Raw genomic sequence first — 25,993 nt, forward strand, 5'->3', positions numbered from 1 at the left:
AGGTGGAAAGTGCAAAAAAAGTGGGTAAATCTTTCTTCGTTCATCAAAAACTCTCTACCTTTGCGGCAATAGGGCCGCGTCCCTCCCAAAAACACTCTTTTTCTCGGAGCTTGCTCCCCTTTTATTTCACTGCTTTTCTTTCCCGCAGATTTCATCATGTGGTTCATCGACCTTCTCACCACGCCCTCGGCCATTCAGGCCGTCATTGTCCTTTCGGCCGTTTGTGCCTTAGGGCTCTCGTTGGCGAAATTTCGCTTCAAGGGCATCAGTCTGGGCATCACGTTCGTGTTCTTTGCCGGCATTTTGGCCGGTGCGCTCGGACTGGAGCTCGACCCTCAGATGCTCTCCTATGCCGAAAGTTTCGGGCTTGTCCTTTTTGTCTACACCCTCGGCCTGCAAGTGGGTCCGGGCTTCATGAGTGCCTTCAAGCACGGCGGCACAGAACTAAATGTACTCTCGGTGGGCATCGTACTGCTCGGTACGCTCATGACGCTGGCCATGGCAGCCGCCGGATGGCTCCCCTTTGCCGACCTCATCGGCGTGCTGTGCGGCGCCACCACCAACACGCCTGCCCTCGGTGCCGCCCAACAGACGCTCAAGCAGCTGGGGCAACCCTCGGCCGTGGCAGCATTGAGTTGCGCCGTGACTTACCCCATCGGCATGATTGGTGTCATCATCGTGCTGGTGGTGATGAAAGGGTGGCTCAAGCGCCACGAGCACCCCGACGACAGCGACAGCGATAGCGAAGCCTTCATCACCTCCTACGGCGTGTGCAACCCCGCCCTCTTCGGCCTCACCATCTACGAAATCGTCACTGGCTTTGCCCATGCCAAGTTTGTCGTGTCGCGCATTTGGCGCGAGGGCGAAGTCATCCTCCCCGGCAGCGACACTGTCATCCAGAAGGGCGACCGCCTGCTCGTCATCACCCAAAAGACGCAGGTCGACCTGCTCACCAAACTCTTCGGTAGCCACGACGACACCAACTGGATGGAGAAGAACATCGACTGGAACACCATCGACCCTCACCTCGTCTCGCGCCGCATCCTCATCACTCGCTCGGGCATCAACGGCAAGCGCCTGCGCGACCTCCACTTGCGCAACCGCTTCGGCGTGACGGTGAGCCGCGTGAAGCGTGCCGACCTCCAACTCCTGGCCACGCCCGAACTCATGCTGCGCATCGGCGACCGCATCACCGTGGTGGGCACGAAGGACAGTGTGGAACAGGTCATCGACGAATTGGGCAATGAGGTGAAACATCTCGAAGAGCCCAACATGGTGACGATCTTCATCGGTATCACGCTCGGTCTGCTGCTGGGGAGCATCCCCCTCAACTTCGGCCTGAGTTATCCCGTCCGGCTGGGGCTTGCGGGCGGACCCATCATCATGGGTATCCTCATCGGCAGCTACGGCCCGCGCCTGCACATGGTGGCTTACACCACACAGTCGGCCAACTTGATGCTGCGTTCGCTCGGCCTTTCGATGTATCTGGCCTGCCTGGGGTTGGATGCCGGTGGCGACTTCCTGGCCACGGTGATGCAGCCGGCGGCGCTCAAATGGATTGGCATTGCCGCCCTCCTCACTGCCCTACCCCTCATCCTCGTGGCCGCCATCGCGGTGAACTATCGCCACAAGTCGCTCGCCACCACGGCCGGCATGCTCTGCGGCGCCATGGCCAATCCCATCGCCTTGGGCTATGTCAACGACACCCTCCCCGGCGACCGCGCCTCCATCGCCTACGCCACCGTCTATCCCCTCGGCATGTTTCTGCGCGTCATCATCGCTCAAATCATCGTCATGCTCTGGTTTGCCTGAACCACCGACGGTAACACCGTTGAGCAAACAAACGAAATGAGGTCTTAGGTAGAAATCGCTCTACCTAAGACCTCATTTCCTTTCAGAGGGATGTAAAAGGCCGTGCCCTTACTTCTTCTCCGTGAGTCCCAGTTCGCGGGCGGAGATTTCGCGCATGTCGACCTTTCGGATTTTGCCGGCAATGGTCATCGGAAACTCCGTGACAAACTTCCAGTAACGCGGCACCTTGTAGTGAGCGATGCGGTCTTTGCAGAAAGCGCGGAGGTCGTCGCCGGTGAGGGTAACCCCTTCTTTGAGGATAACCCAGGCCATGAGTTCTTCACCATATTTCTCACTGGGAACACCGATGACTTGAGCGTCCATGACACCGGGGTGGGTGTAGAGGAAGTCCTCAATCTCCTTGGGCGAAATGTTTTCGCCGCCGCGGATGATGAGGTCTTTGATGCGTCCTTCGATGTAGACGTAGCCCTCTTCGTCCATCGAGCCGAGGTCGCCGGTGTGCATCCAGCGTTGCGCGTCGAGCACGCGTTGGGTGGACTCGGGGTCGTTCCAGTAACCCAGCATCACAGAGTAGCCACGGGTGCAGATTTCGCCGGCTTTGCCGCGTGGGAGCACGCGTCCGGTGTCGGGGTCGATGATTTTGATTTCGATGTGGTCCTGCACGGTGCCGACGGAGTAGATTTGCTTCTCAAAGGGTGCCCCGATGCGGGTCTGGGTCGATACGGGGGAGGTTTCGGTCATGCCGTAGCAGATGGTGATTTCGTGCATGTTCATCAGTTCCTTCACCTTTTTCATCACTTCCGGCGGACACACCGAACCCGCCATGATGCCCGTGCGGAGGGAGCGCAGGTCGTAGTCCTTCTTCTCCATCTCTTCCAGTTCGACGATGAACATCGTGGGCACACCGTAGAGAGAGGTGCAGCGCTCGCGTTCTACGACTTCGAGAGTGACCCGTGGGTCGAAACTATCGTTGGGAATGACGATGGTAGCACCATGGGTGGTGCAGGCCATGTTGCCCAGAACCATCCCGAAACAGTGGAAGAAGGGTACGGGCAGACAAACGCGGTCGGCCGAGGTGTAGTGCATGCGCTCACCGATGAAGAAGCCGTTGTTGAGGATATTGTGGTGGGAGAGCGTAACGCCCTTCGGGTTGCCCGTGGTGCCGGAGGTGTATTGGATATTGACGGGGTCGTCAAACTGCACCGCGTCTTCCCACTCGCGCAGCGTCTCGTCGCTCACGCTTTCACCATCGGCCAAGAAGCGTTCCCACGTCTCGTCCCAATAGATTTCGCGGGCAAGGGTGGGCGCTTTCACGCGGCTTTTGCGGAGCATCTGCTTGTAGTTGCTCGTTTTGAACTGCAAGGCGGCAAACACCGTGGTGATGCCCGACTGGTTGAGCACGTAGACCAACTCGTGGGTGCGGGCAGCGGGATTGAGGTTGACCATGATGACGCCGATGCGCGCCGTGGCATATTGGAGCAGCACCCACTGGTAGCAGTTGGGCGACCAGATGCCCACGCGCTCGCCGGGCTGCACGCCGAGGGCAATCAATCCTTTGGCCACACGCCCCACTTGCTCGTAGAATTCGGCATAAGTGGCGCGATAGCCTTGGTGGGCACTGATGAGCGCATCGTTGTTCGGGTTGGCTTCGACGATGTTGCGCAGGTGGCTATTGATGGTTTCGCCAAACAGGTGTGTGCTCGACGCACCTTGTACGTAAGAAGGGGTATTCATGAGTTTTTGTATGGGAGGTTTGTGTTGGTTGTATTGTTGTGTTAGGACCAAGCGAATGTAGGCATTTCCCGAGGGAAGGGCAAAGACTTCTCCTTAAAAAACGTCTATTTCCTCCTTCTTTTGTCCTATTCTCCCCTACCTTGCCCTTTCTGCATTCCATAAGTGTGGGTCCGCTTTGCAAAAATGCCCCTCCCCCACCCTCGCTCCACCCTTCTATTGGGCTGGATTTGCTGGCTTTCTTGACCCTTGTTTTTTCTAGCCATAAGGGCCGAAAATAGGTATATTTTGAGGTTTATTCGTGGATGGAAGTAGCTGGTGCGCGTACCTTTTACAAATTCATCAATAAAAACAACTGCAATCAAGGAGCTTTGAGTTCCTTGATTGCAGTTATATTGTACAATAAAATTCTCTATTATGTAATTTATGTTCTAATAGATAACAGAATAGTGCTAATTTATTCCCCAGTCAAAAGGGAATACTTTAATTTTATAATTTCCAATCGTATACACTTTTAACCGTATACCAAATAATTTTATTCGGAAGAATAGGATAGTAAGTATCTACTTCACGAAGTTGCTCATCATATCCTATATACAATAATTTAGTTGTACATCTTGCGGTTTTACCACCCCAGTTATCTATTCGAGCACCTAACTCCATATTTTCTATAGGTATTGATGGGTGAAATCCCATGTGCTTTTTTCTGCTATAAATAGGAGTGAGTTCATTATATCCACGGATATCTATATTCTGCAAACAAACAGCATACTTTGCATAGTAGATTTTATTGGCTTCAAAACCTTCAACCTTGTCGGTGAATTTTATTCTTATCCAATCTTCTTTTTCTAAAGTGGTCACCCCTCCATAAGAAGTATCAATAACGGGACCTTCTCCCGAAGGTCTCGAATTTCTAAAATTGAGCTTCTTAGGATCCAAAGAGATGACTTCCTCTTTTTTTACCTTAATCACTCCACCATCTGCCGTTTTAAGGAGGTCGATATTGCTATTCTCTTCTTGACAAGAAACGAAAAAGCAAAATAAACATACCAAAGGAAATAAGAACTTTATCATACTCTTTTATTTTGTGCAAAGGTAAAGAAAAAAAACATACACACAAAAAATATCACATTCTTTTTGAGTGGAATGATTTAGGTTTATGCCTTACGTCTTTGGTTGTCGCCCTAATGTCTACAATCATACTCTTTCGACGCGGGATTTGAGGGGAGGTCTTGTTGTGCTCAGAAGTCCACGTAGTGCTGTTGCAGCACAGGGCTTCGCCAATGTCGGTAGCGGGTGCCGAAGTGCGTTTCTTCTTCGGGGTCAAACTCGGCAGGCATCGTGGGTGCCGGCACGCCGTCGCCGAGGCGGACGGTGCTGCGTTCTTCCCACGCTTCGTCCCAGAGGTCGCGCTCGATGAACGATTGGAGCAATCGGCTGCCACCTTCCACAAAGAGCGACTGCACCCTGTCGCGGCGAAAAGCATCCAGCAGACTGTCGATGTCGGCAAAGGCCTGAAAACCCGCTTGCAGGGCGCGCTCATCGACACTTCCCAGCACGCAGCGCAGGGGAGAGCGACCGGGCCAATGGCGCACGGTGAGTGCCGGGCGGTCGAGTTCAAAGGTGCGTCGTCCCACAAGAATGGCTTCATGTTCTGCCCGAAGCCGATGCACCCGCAGCAGGGTGGTGGGGGTGGAAAGTTGTGCCGGACGCCCGATGGGGTTGCCTTCGGCATCGAGGGTACGGCAGCGGTCGATGAACCCATCGGCACTGGCTGCCCATTTGAGGGTGATGAAGGGGCGGCGCAGGACGTTGACGCAGAAGAAGCGACGGTTGAGGTCGATGCACGCTTCGCGAAGCACGCCCACAATGACTTCTATTCCGGCTTCACGCATCATCTTGATGCCGCGGCCACCCACTTTGCTGAAAGGGTCTACGCAACCCACCACACACCGACGAATGCCGCTGCGCACGATGAGGGCAGCGCAGGGCGGAGTGCGGCCGTAGTGGGCACAAGGCTCAAGGCTGACGTAGATGGTCGACTGCGGGAGTAGCGCCTTATCGGCCGGGGACACACTGCGGAGAGCATTGACCTCGGCATGACCTTCGCCGGGACGGATATGGTAGCCTTCGCCCAGGATGCGCCCGCCTTGCTCGTCGGGATAGACGATGACTGCGCCCACCATGGGATTGGGCGAGGTGGTGAGACTGCCGTTGCGTGCCAGTTGGAGGCAGCGCTGCATCCAGTGTTCGTGGGAGATGTTCATGTGTCGGTGGGCAGAGAGATTATTGAGCGTTGCGGGGGTGATTCGGAAGGGTGGGGCAGTGCGTTGCTCCACACGTTCAGGTTGGGGCAGCAGGTGTAGGTTTTGTGTGCTGAGCGTACCGCCGGCACAGAGCAGAAGGAGTTTTCTCACGGGGAAAAGAAAACAAAGAGGGTATCCATTAATTTGGAACACCTACTTAGGTTTCACCGATACAAATTTACGCCTTTTTCGGCAGTGGAGCAACTTCTACTGCAAAAAAAGGCATCGTTTCCTCCTTTCTTCCTTGCGCCATCAGGGCAGGTCGATGCCGGCACGGGCAGCCTGCGAGAGTTGCACGCGATGGGGCAATCGATAGTGCTTTCCGTCTTTGTGGAAGTTGCCTCCCGTCTGCTTGAAGTGAAATCCGATGCCGGCTTCCCGACATTGACGCCGTACGTCCAAAACCCATTCGTAGTGGCAGGGGCGGGCGTTCAGCCCCGACTCGCCGCCCACCGTGATGCGTTCGATACCTCCCAACTTGCCGTGGAAGTCTACGGCTTCAAGCATCGGTTCGACAATGATTTCGCGGTGCACGAGAGGTGTGTGCAGAAAGAGGGGCAGACGTTCGTCCACGCAACGCTGGTTCTCCATCGTACAGCAGAGATAGAGGCGCGATTTCAGTTCCTCCCAAAAGGGAGGCAGGCACGAGGTGATGCGCTCGGGGCGCTTGGTGACCATATAGAACGTCAGGTCGCTGCGCATCCGCATCATCTGCCAAGCCTCGCTGCGCCAAGCGTCCATCTCTTCGAGGAAGAAGTCCGACGAGAAGCACGTCATCACCCGACGGCCTGGTGGGATTTTCCACTCGCCCCGTCGGTTGCGCTTCATCGGCAGGTCGAAGGTGGTCGTTTTGCGCACAAGGTTGGTGTCGATGCCGTGTTGCTCATCGCGGGCAAACACGTAGCAATGTCGGCACCCTTCGCTCTTGCGGTGGCATCCGTGGATGAGGTTCCAAAGTATCATGTCTTGTTACGTTTTTTTCTGTCCGACGATCTGGAAGGACGCTTGGATGAGTCTTTTCACTCTCTTTGTAGAAAATGTCGCTGAAACGAACGTTTTTCCTACATAAAACCTGAGTTCGGTCTAAGCAATCGACCTTTCTCTCTCGATAATCTCGAGGTCAAGCTTAGGTTTCTTGGTCAGGAAATGATAGGCTGTGATGGCTGCTATAAGATTGACGCAGAATCCATCGAAACTCCGATGGCGGGTGTGTTCAATCTGCACGATATTCTTTAACTCGTCGTTGACGGTTTCTACAAGAGAACGTTTGCGAAGCATTATCTTATCGCTCATGTCCATCAACTGATTCTTCATATTTTTGCGTATCTTGGTCACAAGATGAATGCCATCGACAAAGAGTTCGTCAAACAAACTCTTGGAAATATATCCCTTGTCGGCATAGAGCTTTCCAAATATCTTTTTCGTAAAGCTACTCTCTTTCAAAGGAATACGGTCGTCTGTCGTCGATTTGGTGAGTTTCCATTCCACGATTTCCCCCATGTCGTTGATGATGATATGGAGTTTGAAACCATGGTACCATCCCATGGTTCCTTTGCTCTTTTGGGCTGTTCCCAAGAAGACCTTGTTACGATGACTTCTCTTGACATGACACACCTTGATGGGCGTAGAGTCGATGATGGAGAATCCCGTACATTTGCCGGCACAATGAATCTGCTGAAACAAAGAGAGTTTGACGGCCACCATTTTTTGACGTTCTACGAAGCGGTTGTAAGATAGAACTTTGGGAAAGAGACTCCTCCACTCCCGGCAAATCATGAGATAGAAAGCTTTGAGATTTCTATATTGTGAGAGTTGAAAAGCCACGAGAATGGTCATAATCTCGCTGTCACTCATCACAAAAGCCCTCTTTCTCCTCTTCTTATCAGAGGTCGGAAGCGGCTTTTTGGCGAGATGGGGTTCAAATTCCTTGCAGAAATCGTCGATTATGTAGAAAATTTCGAGTACCTTTGTAGGTGTCAATGCAGAAGAATCCATTTGTAACGTTTTGATTTTCACCTATAAAGTTACAAACTCTGTCTGTATTGACCAACATTTCCGCCAACTATTTAACTAGTTGGCGGAATCTTTTTAAGGCGTTTTCTTAGACCGAACTCAGGTTACATAAAATAAAAACAGCCATTTGCTTGTTTGAATCAGAAGCAAATCGTGGCTGTTTACTGATAAGTAAGGTCTTAAATATTAATCGTAGTTATCTTCATCGTAGGATGTTCTCTACTTTGATACTACCCTTGTGTCAATTCTTTCTGAACACCTACTTAGACGACTATAAAATTCTCGAATTAAAGTAATTTCTGATTCTGTATATACCAATGTCGTGCTTATACCTTCCAAAAAGAATTTGAGGATTTACCTCATATTTGTCAGCCTCCTCCTTAATGTAAGGAGCAATTTTGTAAGGCACAACATCACGAGTTCTTGCCAAGAACTTTTTCCAGTCAGCATTTGGGACAACTGCATTCAAAGCAAAATTGTCTGCCTCATATTCTTCAGAATCTTTCTTTTCATCAAACATATTAATCATAGCCTTTCCGTCTTTCGTAAGATGACTATAAACGTGTCCGACTTCGTGTAAGATTGTAAAGGCGAAATTGTCGATAGATGAGATACGCTCTGTGACAACGATAGTAGGATGATTACCCATCCAGAAAGACATTCCATCTACAGGTACTTGCCCAACCTTTTTGACAACCATAAAACGTATACCATACCTATTCAGTACTTTGCCTGTTTTTTTGACCGTTCCTGAATTTTCCTTGAAAACATTATTGAGCTCCTTAGTCAGTGAGTAAACACGATTTTTCTCAAAGATTCCCAATAACGACTCATCGTTTTTGGAAAGATAGTAGCAATAGTATTTCCAAGATAAAATATCAACAGGATTGGTTGTTACTTTTTCGGACTTGCGATAATAATATGACAATTCCATTTCCTTGGCTTTCAGACCAAAGAAATCATCCAAATTATCTACTCCAAACACCTCGAAGATGCGATTGACATCCTCGATGAGGTTGCCTTTGATAATACCGACCTTTCTAAAGAATTGCGTACTCACTTGTTCTTTGAGAACATTCCAAATCTCCAGCATTTTAGTTTGCAACACAACTCTTTCACTCTGTTTCGCACAGTCAAGTTCGTACTGGGTTTGAATGTTCATGAGAAATGTAGCAGAAATGTCGAGGGCATTTTCCAACAATAATGCCATTTCGGGTGTCAGAGAACGTTTACCTTTTATGACATCATTCAGAATGGACTTCTGTATGCCTGTGAGTTCGGACAACTCGCTCTGCTTCATGTTGCGTGCAGCGAGTTCATCTTTTATCACTTCTCCCACATGAGTTGCCTCAAATGGTACTGCCTGATTAAAACTAAACTTAGTCATAATGATATGATATTTCTAATAATTCTATTTCTGTAATGATAATGCTTCCATCGAGAGGAGAACTTTGGAAAATCAATCGCCAAGCGTCATTGCAACGTACAGACTCTTGTCCTTTTCTGTCACCATGCAACGCTTCGTAATTTAATCCTTTCAAGCGATAGAGATCTTCGATTCGTCGAGCAGCTTTCATGTAGTCAACGGCTTTCTTGTACCCTTTTATCACTTGGACCGGCAGTCTTCTGTATCTCTTGTCTGATGTCTTACCATTTTCATATAATTCGAGTAGAGCTTCGTCTTCTGATGTGATATTCATAAATGTTCAGCCATGATTTAATGGTACAAAAATAATGCAATTATTTCTGTTATCAAAATTGATAATCAATAATTGTTTGACTATTGGGCGCTTTTAACAAAAAAGACTTCATTTTGTTGTTACATGACTCTATTTGGGTGGGAACTAAGTATGTGTTCAGTATTAATTAATATCTCTTTGCTTCCCCCTTTCCTCATCTCACCTTTGTTCATCAGTCAAGAGAATCCTGCCCTCGCGCGCGTATACCCTACAATAGGGACTGTTTTTTGCCTTCACTGCCTTCACCAGAGGCGAAAGTGCTTGAAAATCTTTGGTTTATGGGTGAAGGCAAAGGTGAAGGCAAACGGCAAATCTCGGGAGGTGGAGCGCGCATATTGGTGGGTGTGGTGAAGGCAGTGAAGGTAAAAAACGTGGGTATTGTGTAGTGTATACGCGTGCGAGCCGAGGCGTGTGCCGGCTCCCTCAGAGAAAAACGACCCCCCCTCAGAGAAAGATAAAACTATCTCTGAGGTAATTTCATCTACTTCAGAGAAAAACAAAACTACCTCTGAGGAAAATGTGGCTCGCTCCTTGGGAGGCGAAGTGGCTGGGCACTTCCTGAGTTCCGGTGTGCGTGTTCTGCCTTTTGATGCTGTGCCGGACTTTCGCCCCAAAGTGTTAAATCCGTGTTAAAGTCGGGAGCGAGTGGCGCTTTTGGCCGGCGAGATGTCTATATATTTGTGAGGGGCATTTGCAAGAGGAGACTAAAAACAACAGAGATGGAACTTCGCAGGGGAACTTCCATCTCTGTGAGGGAGCATCGGGAGGAGAAAAACCTTAGGCCAGGAGTTCCTTGACCTTCGTGCTGATGGCGCGTCCATCGGCCTTTCCGGCGAGCTGCTTGGAGGCTACACCCATCACCTTGCCCATGTCCTTGGCCGAGGTGGCGCCGACTTGGGCAATGATGTCGCGGAGAGCAGCGGTGAGTTCTTCGTCGGAGAGAGGTTTGGGGAGGTAACTCTCGATGGCCGCCACCTCAGCCAGTTCGCTTTCGGCCAGGTCGGGACGATTTTGCTCGGTGTAGAGTTGGGCAGTGTCGCGACCTTGCTTGACGAGTTTGGCAATGATTTTGAGGGCGGCTTCGTCGGAGAGCTCACCATTGTTGCCGGGAGCTGTTTTGGCTTCGATGAAGTATTTCTTGACGTTGCGGAGTGCTTGTGTGCGCACTTTGTCTTTGGCTTTCATGGCCGCCATGATGTCGGCACTGATTTGATCGAAAAGCATAATTGGATGTGTAGGGATAGGGGATTAGACCATCACCTCCAAAGCCGCAGCTTGATTGGCAATGCTGCGGAAGTGGCGGATGTCATTTTCTGTTCGTTTATAGACGGGGAGGGCATCGACCGCCTCTAAGAGTTTCTCGTTTTCGAGGTCTTCGGAGGAGAAGAGGAAGATGCGGTTGTAGCGTTGGCGCTTTTGGGTGTCGCCATAGGCTTGTCGGCGTCGCTCGTCGAGGGCACGTTCGTGTTCCATCTCTTCGAGGCTGATGGTGCCCTCTTGCGCCTCTTCTTCCTCCTCAGGGTCGAGACGGAAGCCGGAGGCGAGGATGGTCACTTTGACTTCGTCGGTGAGGTTGGGATCTTCTGCCATTCCCCATTTTGTATCGACATCACGGAGGAAACCCTCCATAAAAGAATCCACCTCTTGCATCTCGTCCATCATCAGACTGTTACCGGTGGCTTCGGGAGGATAGAAGAAAGCCACGCGTAGGGAGCGGGAGCGCTTGACTTCTCGGTCGTTGAGGAGTGGCGACTCAAGGGCGTCTTGAAAGGCTTTGGTCATGCGGCCGTCGCCGCGCCCGAAGCCACTCGACATGATGGCCACACCACCACCGCGAAGGCAGGTGTCGACATCGTGGAAGTCGAGGTTTTGCGTGCCGTGCATGTTGATGATTTCCACGATGGAGCGGACGGCCTTGGTGAGGGTGTCGTCGGCTTTGCGGAAGGCTTCCGCCACGGAATAGTCGGAATAGATCTCTTTGAGGCGCTCGTTGTTGACGACAAGGAGGGCGTCGACCTCTTTCGACATGGCTTCGACTCCATCGAGGGCTTGGTCGATTTTCTTATTGCCTTCAAACTTGAAGGGGATGGTGACAATGCCGATGGTGAGGATGTCGCGCTTCATGGCTTCGCGGGCCACGATGGGAGCGGCTCCCGTGCCGGTGCCACCGCCCATGCCGGCGGTGATGAACACCATCTTGATGTTGTCGTCGAAGGCTTCTTGGATTTTCGACAAGTGGGTTTCGGCCAGTCGCTTTCCCACCTCGGGGCGTCCACCGGCACCGAGTCCCTCGCCGAGCTGCATGTGGTCGGGCACGGGAGAGTCTTGCAGCGCCTTGGCATCGGTGTTGCACACCAAGAAGCGAACGCCTTCGATGCGCTCGCGGTACATGTTGCCCACGGCATTGCCGCCGCCGCCGCCCACACCAATCACCTTGATGATGGAAGCGGAAGAGGGCGCTTTTTCCTTTTCAGGAAGGTCGATGAGTTCGTTAGGCATCGATGATGGGGTTTAAGGGTAGGTTGGTGGTCGATTTGGATTTGATGCCGTTGAGGTAGTCCTTGGTGCGCTTGCTGGCGGGCATGGCTTCGACGAGGGTGATGATTTCCTCGTTTTCGAGGTCTTCGGGTTCGAAGAGGAACACCTTGACAAATCGGCGCTGCACGCCGTGGTTGTCGGTGAAACCATAGTACGATCCTCGGCGCTCTTCGAGCTCCACGCGCCATTCGGCGGCGGCTTTGGCTTCGGCTTCGGTCTGTGCTTCTATCTTTTCGCGCATGCCGGTCACGGCGTTCATGCCGAAACCGGTGGCGAGGATGGTGATTTTGACTTTCTTGTCCAAGGAGTTGTCGGTGGAGAGGCCGAATTTGGTTTCGACATCGTCTTGGAAGGACGACATGAATTGGTGCACCTCGTTCATCTCCTCCATCATCAGTTCGCTGGTGCCGCCTTCGTTGCTTTCGGCGCAGAAGGTGATGGCGAGCAAAATCTTCTTGGCGTTGTAGATGTCGTTGTTGTTGAGCAGCGGGGAGTGGAGGGCGTCTTGAATGGCCTTGGTGACGCGGTTTTCGCCTTCGCCGTAGCCGGTGGACATGATGGCCACTCCGCCTTCGCGCAGCACCGTGCCGACGTCTTGGAAGTCGAGATTGACGATGCCGTGCATGGTGATGATTTCGGAGATGGAGCGAGCGGCCACAGAGAGGGTGTTGTCGGCCTTGTCGAAAGCCGAGCGGATGGTGAGTTCTGGATAAATCTCGCGCAGGCGCTCGTTGTTGATGACCAGGAGGGCGTCCACCTCTTTGGCAATGGCATCTACACCGTCGAGGGCTTGGTCGATTTTCTTGTTGCCCTCAAAGCGGAAGGGGATGGTGACGATGCCCACGGTGAGGATGCCCTTCTCTTTGGCTTCGTGGGCAATGACGGGAGCAGCGCCGGTGCCGGTGCCCCCACCCATACCGGCGGTGATGAACACCATCTTGGTGCCGTCGTCGAGCATTTCGCGGATTTGATCGATGCTCTCTTCAGCGGCCTGTCGGGCACGTTCGGGACGATTGCCGGCGCCGAGACCTTCGTGTCCCAACTGCAGGCGGTGGGGCACGGGAGAGTCGGCCAGTGCTTTGGAGTCGGTGTTGCAGACCACAAAGTTGACATCGTGCATGCCGGTGCGGTACATGTAGTTGACGGCGTTGCCACCACCGCCACCCACACCAATCACCTTGATGATTTTGGGGGTTGTGGAGGGAATGTCGATATCTACGGCATGGCTGCGGGGCGACTCGGACGCTGCCGAGGGACGGGGGGCAGCGGGCGTAGTTTCCGGAATTTCGATGTCGAGGATGAGGGCTTTATCTTGTTCAGGAGAAAGGGTGTCGGACATAATGGCAAAATGAATAGAGAGAGAAAGTGGAACAGCACAAAAGAGGGAGGTGAGATTTTTAGCCCTCTCTTTAATCCTCTTCGGTGACGAGCCCGGAAAGGGTCTTCTTGGTCTTGGAGAAGAATTTGGAGAAGATGGAAGTCTTGCTCTTTTCCTTCACCGTGGGAGTGGGCTCTTGCGGCTCCGATTCCGGTTCGGGAGCAGGGGTGGGAGCGGATTCCGGCGCGGGGTCGGCAGGAGTGGGTGTGGGATGGCTTTCAAACAAGTCCTTCTGCACGGTGCGTTCGCCGGCGTTGCAGTTGGCCTCCCCGTTTACCACCATCGCCAGGGCAACGTTGAACGTGCCGCCGTCGTTGAAGTTGCGGTTTTCGCAGCTCACGCTCAGGCGGGTGGGCGTCTTGGAGAAACGGATGTTCCAGTCCTTGAAGTGGGCATCGAAAGCCCGGCCGATGTTGGGCAGTTGGGCGGCACCACCGATGAGGAAAAGTCCGTTGACGAGATTTTCGCGGGTGAAGCCGGAAAGGTCGATTTGGTGCTTGATGTTTTGCACTATCTCCTCCACGCGTGCCCCGATGATGTCGTAGAGGTCGCCTTGCTTATAGGTGCGGTTGCCATCGCGCAAGGGGATGATTTGGTCGGAGTCGTCGTCGAGGTGCTGTATGTCGGGATAGCCATAGGTGCGCTTGAGGGTTTCGGCTTCGCTCTCCTCGCAGTTGAGGATGTTGGCGATGTCGCGGGTGATGTTGGCCCCTCCCAAGGGGATGACGGCCAGATGGCGCAGGAGTTTGCCCTTGTAGACGGCCACCGTGGTGGTTTCGCTGCCCATGTCGACAAACACGCAGCCTGAGGTGCGCTCCTGTTCGGAGGTGACCACCGTGGCCAGTTGGGTGGCGGCCAGAGTGGTGCGCTCGATGGGCAATCCGGCTTTGCGGAAGCACGTTTCGATGGTTTCCACCGTAGTGGCGTTGCAGGAGATGTTGAGGAATTGTGTGTGAATGCTTTCGGTCATCACGCCCAGCGGTTCGGTGGTGACGATGGTGCCGAGTTTATACTCGAAGGGGATGGATTCCAGATAGAGGCGGTCGGCAGCTTTCTCCTCACGATTGAGCACGAGGAGGTTGTCGAGCAACTCTTGGGTGATGGTGAGGCGTTCGTGATACTCCTTGTTGATGCTGTGGATGATGGAGCGCGTGGCCTTGCAATCGATGGCCACGTAGAACCGGCCGATGCTGCGATTGACCTGCTCCTCCAGCCGCTCACGGATGGTTTTGAGGTTGGTGGTCATTTTCTCGACATTGAACACGCACCCCTTGTTGATGAAGTCGACAGAGGGAATGGCGACATAGGCGAGCACATTGATGATGCCTTCGGGCTCTTTACGCCCCACGATGCCCGTCACTTTGGAAGAACCGAGCACAATGGCAGCCACAAAGCTGTTGGAGTTCTCTTTTGCCATATCTGATATATTTTATTTTTGCGATGATTTGATGCCGATGACTTGGTTGCCATAGGCCACGGAGATTTCTTTGTATCGGTGCCAACCCACTTGCGGCAGCACTTTTTCGTAGAACGCACGGAGGTTGCGGAGTTTGCGCGCAAAATTCTCGGGTGCACCGAAATGCACAATTGGGTCGCCCACTCGCATCACCATGTCGATGTCGTGATGGGGAGTGACGTTGATTTGCTGGATTTGTGCCTGCCAGAAAGGGTCGTTGTGGAGGATGCGTCCCAGTTCCACCAAATGAACTTTGGCAAAGCGGTGGTCGACATGTCCCGTCACCACGGCCACGTCGGCTTCGTAGCCACGAGCTTCCATTCGAATGCCTTTGTTGTCCAGATAGTAGTCGTCACCGTTCTCGGAGAGGATGCGCAGGAGGGGAAGGCGTTGTTTCACCACCACTTGTACGTTTTGCCCCGGGGTTTTGACGCAGAGGGTGTGTTCGATGAAGGGGTCGGCATTGAGTTTTTGTTCAATCTTGAGTGGACTGATGTCCTTCATGGACCACCCCAAGGGGTAGAGACTGTGTTTGCGCAGCATCTGTTCCACATCGGCGGCGGTGATGAGGGTGGCTTGTGCGCTGTCGGCGATGACGATGTTGACGCTTTTGCACTGCGATGCGTCCTGATGCGTGGAGAACTTAATCACCACGAAAATCAAGTAGCCGGTGATGCCCAGCAGGAGGAGAAGTTTGAGCACAGTGCGCATAGCGAGGAGAAAGAAAAGCGTTTATTTTCGTTGGAGGATTTCGGTCAGTTGTGCGCAATAGTTGTCGGCATCGCCGGCACCGAGGACGACGAGCACGTCGAAATGGCCTTCTTCCACAATCTGCGGTAGGTCTTCCTTGTGGGCCAGGCGCTTTTGCATGTCCGGACGGAGGCAGTCGAAGATGATTTGCGAAGTCACACCCGCTATCGGGGCTTCCCGTGCGGGATAGATGTCGAGCAAAATCACCTCGTCGAGCATGGAGAGGGCGTCGGCAAATTCGTGATAGAAATCGCGGGTGCGGGTGTAGAGGTGGGGTTGGAAAATGGCGGTGATTTTGCGACCGTCGAACACTTCACGGAGCGATAGGATGCTTTGTCGGATTTCGGCCGGGTGGTGTGCATAGTCGCTGAGGAAGACACATTTGTCCGTCTTGATTTTGAAATCGAAGCGGCGATCCACTCCACCAAACGAGGCCATGGCGCGGCGGATGCTGTCGGCATCGACCCCGGCAATCTGTGCCAAAGCACAAGCTGCAATGCCGTTGTCGATGTTGATGCTCACGGGGACGCCCAGTTCGATGTCGCGCACATTTTCGATGGGTGAAACGAGGTCGAAGACGATGCGCCCGCCGCCGATGCGGATGTTTTCGGCGTGGAAGTCGCCTTCAGTGCGGGCATAGTCGTAGCGGCGCACACCAGTTTGCAGACGCTCCTCAAAACGTAGGTCGCGATGCACGACAAGCGCTCCACCGGGCTGGATGAGACTGGTGTAGTGAGCGAAACTCTCCAAATAGGCCGCTTCCGTGCCGTAGATGTCGAGGTGGTCGGCATCGGCCGAGGTGATGACCGTGGCGTAAGGGCGGAGGTGATGGAAAGAGCGGTCGAACTCATCGGCTTCAATCACCACATAGTCGCTCGTTTCAGAGAGCAGATAATTCGTACCGTAGTTTTTGGTAATGCCCCCCAAAAAGGCGTTACACCCCACACTGCTTTGATGGAGGAGGTGTGCGGTCATGGCCGATGTCGACGTTTTGCCGTGCGTCCCCGCCACGCAAAGTCCTTTCTTTTGGCGCGTCAGTACGCCCAGCACTTCGGCACGCTTCCGGAGCTCAAAGCCTTCGGCCTTGAACCACGCCATCTCGCGATGGTCGGCAGGAATGGCGGGGGTGTAGACTACCAAGGTGTGCTCGGGGTGGCGAAATTTCTCGGGGATGCACTCAGGGTCGTCCTCGAAGTGGAGGTCTGCGCCCTCCTTGCTCAGGGCGTCGGTCAGGGGCGAAGGGGTTCGGTCGTAGCCGCCCACGTGCAGACCTTGCTTGAGAAAATAGCGCTCCAAAGCGCTCATACCGATGCCGCCGGCACCGAGGAAATAGACGGATGTATAGGGTGTCATGACCTGTTGAGGGTTCGTGTAGTGAGTAGTGGAGTGTTGCAGTGAGGAGAAAGCGTTTGTTGTGCAAGCGTTTTCTCCTTTTTTCTTTTTCGTGGAAAAACGACTCGTGGGAAAAACGCCCTTTCAAGATTGGGTTGCTTCGGCGAGCCGAATCACCTCGTCGGCAATGTCGCTTGCTGCATGGGGTTTGGCCAGCAGCTGCGCGTTGTGCGAGAGGAGTTGCAGGCGGGCGCTGTCTTGCACGGTGTCAATAGCCAGCGGGAGGAGTTGTGCCACGGCTTCGGCGTCTTTCATCAGCAGCGCCGCGTCTTTGTGCACCAGTGCCATGGCGTTGTGTGTCTGGTGATCTTCGGCCACATTGGGCGAAGGCACGAGGATAGAGGGCTTGCCCAGCAGGCACAGTTCGCTGATGCTCGATGCACCGGCACGGCTGATCACCAAATCGGCCACGGCATAGGCCGAAGCCATGTCGGCGACAAACTCCGTCACGTGGAGGTTTTTCGGACAACCTTGGGCTTTCAGGCGCTCGGCAATTTCTTGGCTGTAAAACTTACCCGTCTGCCACAGAAACTGAAGGTGATGTTGCCCCTCAATCAGCGCCAGGTGGTGGAGCACACTTTCGTTGAGGGTACGGGCGCCCAGACTGCCGCCGATGATGAGCACCGTGCGCTTCCCTTCTTCCAGCCCGAGAGCGGCTAAGGCTTCGGCGCGACCGGCGGCAGGGTGGAGCAGATTTTGTCGCACAGGGTTGCCGGTCAGCACAAGGCGGTCGGCCGGGAAAAAGTGCTCCATACCCTCATAGGCCACACAGATGCGCCGAGCGCGGCGAGCAAGCAGTTTGTTGGTCACTCCGGCATAGGAGTTTTGCTCTTGCAGCAACGTGGGGATGCCCATGTCGCCGCACACACTCAGTGTGGGTCCGCTGGCATAGCCGCCCACGCCCACCGCCACCTGCGGCCGAAACTCGCGGACGATGCGGCGCGCTTTGCGTTTGGACTTGAAGATTTTGATCAGCACTCCGAAGTTGCGCCACAGGCGTTTGCGGTCAAATCCTGCTATCGGCAATCCCTCGATAGGGTAGCCCGCAGCGGGGACGCGCTGCATCTCCATGCGCCCTTCGGCCCCCACAAAGAGGATTTGGGCATCGGGACGCTTCATACGGATTTCGTTGGCGATGGAGATGGCCGGAAAGATGTGTCCTCCCGTGCCGCCTCCGCTGATAATCACTCGGAGTTCGCTCATAAGTAGGTGGGCATTTTTGGTAAACTGAGCAAAAGTAACAAATTATTTTGGAGAAAACGAACTTTCTCCTCAAAAAAGTGGGTTGTAAACATTTTTGGTCGAACAAAAAAGTAGGAAAAACTTTTCCTGCTTTGTTATCTGCAAACAAGATATTCTGATATGGGCTCTCCAAAAAAAGAAAACCGAGGCCGCTCCTTTCCGTAACGATGTACTCTCACACATATTGCTATAACTCATAATAGCTATACATCGTTCGGGGCAGGAGGGCCTCGGTCAAATAACCACGTACACTTACGTAGTTGTAGAGAAAAGTAAGTTTATCACTCCGTCAGCACACGCTGGCGTAGGTGGGGATTCACCATAGCAGGATAGCGCTTCTTGAAGCGCACCGTAATGATGGGGCTTTCCGTAGAGCACGTACCGGCAGAAGTGATACGCTTGTAGTAAACAATCGAACCATAGCGCTGCGTCTCTGTGTACGTCTGGTCCGTAGCACCTGCGATGTTCGTCCACGTGGTCTTGTCCAAACTGCGCTGCCATTGGTAGGTGCGGGTAGGATTACCCGTTACGAAACCTGCCGTCAGCGTGAAGGGATTCTTGGCTTAATGGTCAAATGTACTCCTAGAATAGCTCAAATCCTTAGTGTTTATCGGGGTTGAAAGCTCCTAATATGTTTCCGATAAGCAGTTCTCTCTTTTCTATCGAAAGTCCACGATGAATACGCAATCTCATCTTCAATACAGAATTGAGAGACTCTATAGCCTTGTTAGTGCGCGGAACCTGATGGATAGGGAATTTTTCAAAGGTAAATAGTGCATTTAGATTGCGTTTTAAGCTGTAAAAAGCACTTCGCGTTCTTCTATGAGTGAAATGCCATTTACCCTCTTCTCCATAAGTCTTTTCTTGTAGAAAATCTTTCCACTTTTGCTCCCACTTTTCAAGAGATTGTTCAAAATCTAAATGATTCGTTTGTGTAAGCCGGTGTGCCAAAGACGTGAGTTCTTTGGCCACAGGCAAACGTGGATTAGTTGTGAGCAAATGTCGTATTCGCTGAAGTTGATGAAACTGACAATACTGATAAGGAATCTCTGGAAAAGCCTCCTTAATGCCTGATAATGCATCACTTACAATGGCTCCAATTGTAAAGCCTTGATTTTGGAGATAAGAAATGCCGGCTTGATAATCACAAACTCGTTCCTTACTACGCAAGAAGCGATAGTGTAAGACTCGGTGCGTTGAAGCATCCATAAAAATGACGACTCCAAAGTTTCGACCCCAATACGTGGCCTCCATTTGTAGCGTTATTGGAATGGGATGAATCGAAAGGGTCACGTTCTGAGTTTTGGACGCGTTTTTGAGATATCGTTGTAGAGTAGAAACTGGAATACCATACTTTTGGGCTGTTTCATGCAGTGTATGGCGTCCTTGTAAGTAGAACTCTACTATAGCTGCTTTATTGACCTTCCAACGACCACTAAAATAACTTAGACAAATCTTGCAATACCAATATGAGGCTGCACCTTTAACTCCTTTGCGGATTACTTCATGAGAACCGCATTTGGGACACTTTTTTTACGATGAATTTCCATTATAGTACTATGAGTACCTGCAAAGGTATGAAAAAGAGAGCATTATGACCTCTTTCAGGAGTACATTTGACCATTAAGCCTTTTTTTATTTGAATACACCGATGATCCATCTTCCTCCTATGAAGACCGAAATTGTCTTATAAGAGAATTTGAATTGTCCTACAAGAGAGTTTGACCCTTAAGCCTCTTTTCGTCCAGCAAAGTGGTGGAAAGTGTGACATAAAAACGCTCCTACTCGAAAGGGAGTGGACGAGTATTCTCAAAAGAAGGATGAGTTTTTTTGCCATGGCAGTGCTTAAGTCTCCTCTTTCGTATAGTTGGCTGCTGTTGCTGAAAGCAATGCCTTTGAACCACTCCACGTTCTCGTGGGGTAGGACGGTCGCAGTAAGCGTGCTGATTGAAGGTCAGCCCGATTTCGTTTTGAGCACATTGTCACGAAGGAAAACAGAAAGACGCAAAGAAGCCGCATCGTGGGAGCGATGCGGCTTCTTGGAAGTGTGCGGGATGAGCGCCCGGGAGACGGCGTGCGTCAGTCGAAGCTGACGGTGCCGAGGTTGCGGTCGACGAGGAGGCCGTCTTGGAGGCGGAGGTTGAAGCGACCGTCCTTCTTGGCGCGGAACTTGATGGTGAAGAGTTCGGGAGCGCCCTCTTCGAGCAGGAAGTTGTTGCCGCGATTGACGAAGGTGGGATAGAGCGCCTTCTTGCCGTTGGAGTGCAGGCGGTCGTAGGTGAGGTTCACCAGTTCCTTCATCCCCTTGAGGTCAAGGCCGAGGTATTCGAGTTCGTCGGCATTGTAGGGGAGGGCAAAGCTGAGGGCATTGACCGCGTGGAGGTCTTTGCCGCTCACCTTCACCTCCAGCACGTCACCAGCCTTGAAGGCCTTGGCCGAAGGCGTGAGCACGAGGGCACCACTCACCTTGGTGTTGGCATTGCTCACACCGCCATCGAGTTCCACACCCACGCAGGAGATGTCATAGGCGTCGATGAGGCCGTTGCGGTTGATGTCGCCGATGGCCACGTAGTCGTAGTCGGCATCGCCGCGGCGCAGGCCGGTGTAGTTCATGTAGGAGGTGAAGTCGTTTTCGTCCACGCGCTTGTCGCGGTTGATGTCGCCCTGCATGACACCCTCTGTGCCGGGACGGCGGAAGACATACATCTCGCGGCCCGAACCATAGCCGCCCACCGCTTCGTCGATGTGGAACTTGACGTAGCGTGCTGTCTGGTCGGCGGTGAAGGCGAGGGTTTTGTGAGCATCGTCCTTCGTCCACGTGAAGGCGGTCGGTTCGCTCCACGTCTGTCTGTCGGTAGAGAGAGCGTAAGTGCCGCGCAGGAGTGTGCCGTTGCCGGCGCCCTCACGAGGCACGTATTCGATGCGGTCGAGCTGGTGGACGGCGCGGAGATCGACAATCATGTCGAAGGGCAGCGCCTTGCTGTTGTCCCACGCCGTGTGCCACATCGTTTTGAGGTCGCGGTCGAAGAGTTTGTCGGTGCCCTGCCCGCCTTGGTTGGCCACGGTGGTTTGCGCACGCACGCCCTTCACCGCCCATTCGAGCGGGTCGCTCACGGTGTTGAGGCTGAAGGTGCTCCACGGTCCGGCGCCATCGGCATTGACGGCGCGGAGGCGGAAGGAGTAGGGCGTGAGGGGAGTGAGCTGGTCGAAGAGGAGGCGGGTGTCGCGGATGGTGCTGTAAAGCTGTCCGTCAAACTCCACCTCGTAGTAGTCGGCATTGTCCACCTTGTTCCAAGCCGGAGTGAGGGTGTAGGCTTGCAGGTCGCTCCGGCCCTTGTCGAGCACAGGGGCGGCGAGCGGGCCGCGGTGGGTGAGGAGGTGTTCGGCGGGCTTGAAGACAAAGCCTTTCACCTCAAGCGAGAGGGCGTTGTACTTCACATTGGTCTTCTCCACCTTGACGAGGAGTTGCGGATTTTTCACCACTTCTCCCACGCTCTCTTCGCCCGGCTTCACCCAGAGGTTGAGGTTGGGGCGCGCGTCGTAGAACCACACGTTGTCGCCCTGGTCGAAGGCTTCGCGGGTGGCGACGCGGGTGAGTTTCACCTTCTTTTCGCCCACACGAGCAGTGAGGCGCTTGGGGGCTGCCGTCACGTTGATGCGCAGTTCCGTCTGCTTGTCGGGGACGAGACCGTCGAAGTTGCCCACAGCCTTGTCGATGTGCAGGGTGAGCACGTCCTTTTTCACCTTCGTGTGGAGTTGTGTGGTCATGCCCTCGCCGTTGAGGTAGGCCGTGGTGCGGCCGTCGTCGTCATATTCTTCGGCCGTCGTTCCGCAGTCGGCATAAATCTCGTAGGCACGGAAGTCTTTGCGGATTTCGCCCGGGTTGTTGTTGGGGTTCGTCATCGGGATGATGGCGTCGGCCTTGACCAGCACGGGAAGTTTCCAGAGGGGCGCATCGAAGTGGTTGAGGATGCGTCCGCCGGCGTAGCGGTGGCCCGTGAAGTAGTCAATCCACGTGCCTTTGGGGAGGTAGATGCCGTCGCGGCGGTCGTTGCCCTCCTTGTCGGCGGCGGTGTTTTGGTAGACGGGGGCCACGAGGAAAGCATCACCACACATGAACTGATATTGCGTGCGCTTGCCGAGGGTGAAAGCGTTGGCCTCTTCCATGAACATGGGGCGAATCATGGGGCGTCCGCTCACCGCCTCGTGAGCAGCGGTGTAGAGATAAGGCATCAGTTCGCTCTTGAGTTTGAGGTACCAGCGGTTGAGTGCCACGCTCTTTCCGCCCAACGCTTCGGGATACTTCGGGTTGGCGCCCCAGCCGTCCATGTTGAGCGCCATGGGAGTGAACGTCTTCCACTGGAACTCACGCACATTGATGGGGATGTTGCGTCCGCCGAAGATGCCGTCGGTGTCGGAAGAGATGTTGGGTTGTCCCGAGAGTCCGGAACCGATGAAAGTGGGGATGTGGAAACGGATGTATTCCCACTCACCGCCTGTCTGATCGCCGCTCCAAATGCCGGCGTAGCGCTGTGTGCCGGCCCAGCCGTCGAGGGAGATGATGAAGGGGCGGGCATTGTTGCCGTAGAAAGGCATGATTTTGCCCACATCGGCCACACCATTCAGTCCGAAACTGTAGCCCCAGCCCACCCAGGCCACGTCGGTCTTGAGCACGCGCACGCCGGCGTCCTTGACCTCCTTCACGATGTCGCGCTGCAAGAGGGCTTCGATGCTGTCTTTGGGATGGAGGTCGCTCTGTGTCCAGAGGCCGATTTCCACGCCTTTCGAGCGGGCATAGTCGCCAAAGCTCTTGAGGTTGGCGATGTTGCCGTCGAGCGTGGCGGTCTGTCCGTAGCCGGCGCCGTAGCCGTCGTTGGGGAGGAACCAGCCGAGCGGCATGTCGTGCTTGATGTAGCGGTCGATAGCGGCACGGGCGGAGAATTGATAATTGTTGAGTTCGCCGTTGAGGCTCTCGCGGATGCCGCCGTTGTTCTTTTGGCTTTCGTTGTAGGTCTTGCCGTCTTCAAACTTCATGAAGCCCTTGCCGTCCTTGGCCTCTGTCCAGTAGTCGCGGTTGTAAGCATTGAGATGCCCCTCGTAGAAACCGAATTTGGGCAATAGGACAGGGTGTCCCGTGAGTTGGTAGAAGTCGTTGAGTAAGGCCGTGGGCTGCGCATCGACCATGAAGAAGAGGTCGATGTATTTGTCGAAATGATAGAGTTCCACCTCGCCCTTCTTTGCCGCGCCGAAGTCGTAGTGACCGGGCTTGAAGGTGTGCCACATCACACCGTAGCCCGCCGTCGACCAGTAGAAAGGTGTGGGCGAAGCCACACCTCCGTCCACCCAGTTGTTGGTGTTTTCGATGGCGATGCGTTGTCCGCGATGGGAGAAGCGGCCGTTTTGCACACCGCCGCCGTAGAAGAACTCATTGTCTTCGCACGCCAGCGTCAGTCCCACGCCTTCTTGTTGGAAAGTCGGGGCGGCAGTGGTGTGCAACACCTCGCGGTTGGAGCGGAGGTCGGTCACGGAAAGGGTTTCGGTCACGCGGTCGATCTTCACCTCCACAGCCGCTGTGGCGAGGGTGTAGTAGCGGTCGGAAGTGACGAGCTGCACCTCGCCGGCCGCCTTGCGGGGTTGCTCCACGAGGATGTCGGCCTCGGGCTTGGCGACGGGCTTTCGCACAGCGTTGCTCACGGAGTCTTGGAAATATCGGAAGATGTTGGGGCCGTAGAAGTCGATGGTGATTTTCTGCCCACGTTCGTTGAGCAGTTCTACGGCGTGGTCGTTGATTTTGCGTGCACCGTAAATCTTGGTTTTGGCCAGATTGCCGGGGCCGGTCTGCACGAGTTGCAGTTTGTCGCTGTTTTGTGCCGCAAGTGCGAGGGGGGACAATCCACCGCCCACCATGGCAAAGGCGGCCATGGAAGAGAGGAGGAAGGGAAGTTGGGTTTGTTTCATGGATGGAAAAGAGTTGTATGTTTGTGTGGAGCAAAGTTACAATTTTCTGTGCGGTTGCGAAAGAAAAGAGGGGCAATTCCTCCACTTCTACTGTGCAAAAAAAGACAGCCTTTCCAAGTAAATCGTTTTATTTCATACAAAAAGGAACTTTTTGTAGATGCAAACTCTACTAAATCAAAACAAATGATTACTTTTGCCCAATACCCATAACGCCTCTCGGCCTTAAATAGGCATTTATCTCATTACCTATGAAATTCTCCACAAAGTTCGACCGGATGCTCCCCGCTCTCGTGATGGTGGGGGACTTAATCCTCCTCTTGCTCATCCTCATTGGTTTCAGATGGCTCAGCGACATTGAGACCATCCTCACCCTTGATGTGTTCAAACTCTTTGTGCTCAACACGCTCATCTACCTGCTGTTCATCGGCCGCAACAGCGTGGTGCTCCATCTGCGCATCGTGCGCCTCGACCAGATTGTGCGCAACATCTTTCAGCGCAGCGTCCTCTTGGCTGCCATCGGCATTCCTTCCACCTATCTGCTTGTGGACAATGCGCGGGAGATGCGTGGATTTTGGACGATTTATCCCGCCTTCTTCGTGCTGGCTGCCATCAGTCGCATCATCCTGCGCCGCTTGCTCAAAGTGGTGCGTCGGCGCGGGCGCAACAGTTGCCAGATTGTGCTCATCGGCAATGAAGCGAGCTTGGAAGGCGTCTTTCGAGAGACGGTGCTCAACAAGCACACCGGCTACAACGCTATGGGCTATTTTGCCGACCAAGAGGTTTCCGCCTTCTCGGCCCACATCCCCTACCTCGGCCTTCCCGAGCGTGCGGTGAACTATCTGCACGAACATTATCCCTGGCTCGACCAGGTGTTCTGCGGACTGTCCTCAACGCGGTCGGCGGAGATTATGCCCATCATCAATTTCTGCGAAAACCACCTCATCCGCTTCTACGTCGTGCCCAACGTGACGACCTATCTCAGGCGTCGCGTGGAGTTTGAAACCCTCGGCGGCGATGTGCCCATCCTCTCCATCCGCCGCGAACCGCTGGAGAAGATGACCAACCGAATCATCAAGCGCACGTTCGACCTCGTGATGTCCACCTTCGCTCTCCTCGTGTTCTTCCCACCGCTCCTCCTCATTTTCGGCACGTGGATCAAACTCACCAGCCGTGGCCCCATCTTCTTCAAGCAGAAGCGCAGCGGTGAGGACGGCAAGGAGTTTTGGTGCTACAAGTTTCGCTCCATGCGCGTCAATGCCGATGCCGACAGCCGACAAGCCACCCGCAACGACCCACGCAAAACCTACGTGGGCGAACTCATGCGCCGCACCAACATCGACGAACTCCCCCAGCTCATCAACGTCTTCTTGGGCGACATGAGCCTCGTCGGTCCTCGCCCCCACATGCTCGTCCACACCGCACAATACAGTGCCTTGATCGACAAATACATGCTGCGCCACCAAATCAAACCCGGCATCACGGGCTGGGCGCAGGTGACGGGCTACCGTGGCGAGACCAAAGAACTCTGGCAGATGGAAGGGCGCGTGCAGCGCGACATCTGGTACATGGAGCACTGGACCTTCTGGCTCGACATCTCCATCATCCTCCGCACCATCTGGAAGACCGGAGAGAAAGCGGCCTATTGAGCGCCGATGCTTCGCTCCTCGCGCGCGTATAC

At 53.7% G+C, this 25,993-nt stretch carries 19 protein-coding genes; 2 read left to right on the forward strand and 17 right to left on the reverse strand.

Going from position 1 to position 25,993, the window contains the following annotated elements:
• The first annotated feature begins 156 nt into the window (after nt 1-156).
• Nucleotides 157-1,812, forward strand: coding sequence for a putative transporter (locus tag H8527_RS06055; protein ID WP_187546509.1), 1,656 nt, complete (start codon nt 157-159; stop codon nt 1,810-1,812).
• A gap of 108 nt (nt 1,813-1,920) precedes the next feature.
• Here H8527_RS06055 and H8527_RS06060 read toward each other — a convergent pair whose 3' ends face one another.
• From H8527_RS06060 to H8527_RS06145, 17 genes are all read right to left on the reverse strand, one after another.
• Entirely contained in the window at nt 1,921-3,546 is a 1,626-nt protein-coding gene (locus H8527_RS06060; protein ID WP_187546511.1) for an AMP-binding protein, read from the reverse strand.
• Between the two features lie 486 nt (nt 3,547-4,032).
• Nucleotides 4,033-4,617, reverse strand: a complete 585-nt coding sequence (locus H8527_RS06065) for a hypothetical protein (RefSeq protein WP_187546513.1) — start codon at nt 4,615-4,617, stop codon at nt 4,033-4,035.
• Between the two features lie 167 nt (nt 4,618-4,784).
• A complete protein-coding gene (ribD, locus tag H8527_RS06070) occupies nt 4,785-5,960 on the reverse strand; it encodes a bifunctional diaminohydroxyphosphoribosylaminopyrimidine deaminase/5-amino-6-(5-phosphoribosylamino)uracil reductase RibD (RefSeq protein WP_370539230.1) in 1,176 nt (391 codons plus the stop codon).
• Between the two features lie 141 nt (nt 5,961-6,101).
• Complete coding sequence (locus H8527_RS06075; protein ID WP_187546515.1) at nt 6,102-6,812, reverse strand: DUF5131 family protein; 711 nt, start codon at nt 6,810-6,812, stop codon at nt 6,102-6,104.
• A 120-nt stretch (nt 6,813-6,932) separates the two neighbouring features.
• Nucleotides 6,933-7,844: an IS982 family transposase gene (locus tag H8527_RS06080; RefSeq protein ID WP_187546517.1), complete on the reverse strand. Its 912-nt coding sequence runs from the start codon at nt 7,842-7,844 to the stop codon at nt 6,933-6,935.
• A 289-nt stretch (nt 7,845-8,133) separates the two neighbouring features.
• On the reverse strand, nt 8,134-9,249 hold the full coding sequence (locus H8527_RS06085; protein ID WP_187546519.1) for a HigA family addiction module antitoxin: 1,116 nt from the start codon (nt 9,247-9,249) through the stop codon (nt 8,134-8,136).
• Nucleotides 9,242-9,562 (reverse strand): type II toxin-antitoxin system RelE/ParE family toxin, encoded by a 321-nt coding sequence (locus H8527_RS06090; RefSeq protein WP_187546521.1) that lies wholly within the window; start codon nt 9,560-9,562, stop codon nt 9,242-9,244. Before H8527_RS06090 ends, H8527_RS06085 begins: the two co-directional genes overlap by 8 nt.
• A gap of 816 nt (nt 9,563-10,378) precedes the next feature.
• Nucleotides 10,379-10,828 (reverse strand): GatB/YqeY domain-containing protein, encoded by a 450-nt coding sequence (locus H8527_RS06095; protein WP_187546547.1) that lies wholly within the window; start codon nt 10,826-10,828, stop codon nt 10,379-10,381.
• 21 nt (nt 10,829-10,849) lie between these two features.
• Nucleotides 10,850-12,100: a cell division protein FtsZ gene (gene ftsZ / locus H8527_RS06100; RefSeq protein WP_187546523.1), complete on the reverse strand. Its 1,251-nt coding sequence runs from the start codon at nt 12,098-12,100 to the stop codon at nt 10,850-10,852.
• A complete protein-coding gene (ftsZ, locus tag H8527_RS06105; protein ID WP_187546525.1) occupies nt 12,093-13,478 on the reverse strand; it encodes a cell division protein FtsZ in 1,386 nt (461 codons plus the stop codon). The genes ftsZ (H8527_RS06100) and ftsZ (H8527_RS06105) overlap by 8 nt, the downstream gene beginning before the upstream one ends.
• Nucleotides 13,479-13,548: 70 nt before the next feature.
• Nucleotides 13,549-14,934 (reverse strand): cell division FtsA domain-containing protein, encoded by a 1,386-nt coding sequence (locus tag H8527_RS06110; RefSeq protein WP_187546527.1) that lies wholly within the window; start codon nt 14,932-14,934, stop codon nt 13,549-13,551.
• 12 nt (nt 14,935-14,946) lie between these two features.
• Nucleotides 14,947-15,684, reverse strand: a complete 738-nt coding sequence (locus H8527_RS06115; RefSeq protein WP_222935123.1) for a cell division protein FtsQ/DivIB — start codon at nt 15,682-15,684, stop codon at nt 14,947-14,949.
• Between the two features lie 21 nt (nt 15,685-15,705).
• Nucleotides 15,706-17,076, reverse strand: coding sequence for a UDP-N-acetylmuramate--L-alanine ligase (gene murC / locus H8527_RS06120; RefSeq protein ID WP_187546531.1), 1,371 nt, complete (start codon nt 17,074-17,076; stop codon nt 15,706-15,708).
• Between the two features lie 123 nt (nt 17,077-17,199).
• On the reverse strand, nt 17,200-18,318 hold the full coding sequence (gene murG, locus H8527_RS06125) for an undecaprenyldiphospho-muramoylpentapeptide beta-N-acetylglucosaminyltransferase (RefSeq protein ID WP_187546533.1): 1,119 nt from the start codon (nt 18,316-18,318) through the stop codon (nt 17,200-17,202).
• Between the two features lie 320 nt (nt 18,319-18,638).
• A complete protein-coding gene (locus H8527_RS06130; protein ID WP_187546535.1) occupies nt 18,639-18,845 on the reverse strand; it encodes a hypothetical protein in 207 nt (68 codons plus the stop codon).
• Between the two features lie 112 nt (nt 18,846-18,957).
• Nucleotides 18,958-19,566 carry a transposase gene (locus H8527_RS06135; protein ID WP_222935124.1) on the reverse strand — a complete coding sequence of 203 codons (609 nt, stop codon included), beginning with the start codon at nt 19,564-19,566 and terminating at the stop codon, nt 18,958-18,960.
• Between the two features lie 870 nt (nt 19,567-20,436).
• Complete coding sequence (locus H8527_RS06145; protein WP_187546539.1) at nt 20,437-24,315, reverse strand: TIM-barrel domain-containing protein; 3,879 nt, start codon at nt 24,313-24,315, stop codon at nt 20,437-20,439.
• A gap of 248 nt (nt 24,316-24,563) precedes the next feature.
• Here H8527_RS06145 and H8527_RS06150 point away from each other — a divergent pair, with 248 nt between their 5' ends.
• Nucleotides 24,564-25,961, forward strand: coding sequence for an undecaprenyl-phosphate glucose phosphotransferase (locus H8527_RS06150; protein WP_187546541.1), 1,398 nt, complete (start codon nt 24,564-24,566; stop codon nt 25,959-25,961).
• The last annotated feature ends 32 nt before the right edge of the window (nt 25,962-25,993 follow it).

The sequence above is a fragment of the Alloprevotella sp. Lung230 genome, assembly GCF_014385435.1.
Classification (GTDB): domain Bacteria; phylum Bacteroidota; class Bacteroidia; order Bacteroidales; family Bacteroidaceae; genus Alloprevotella.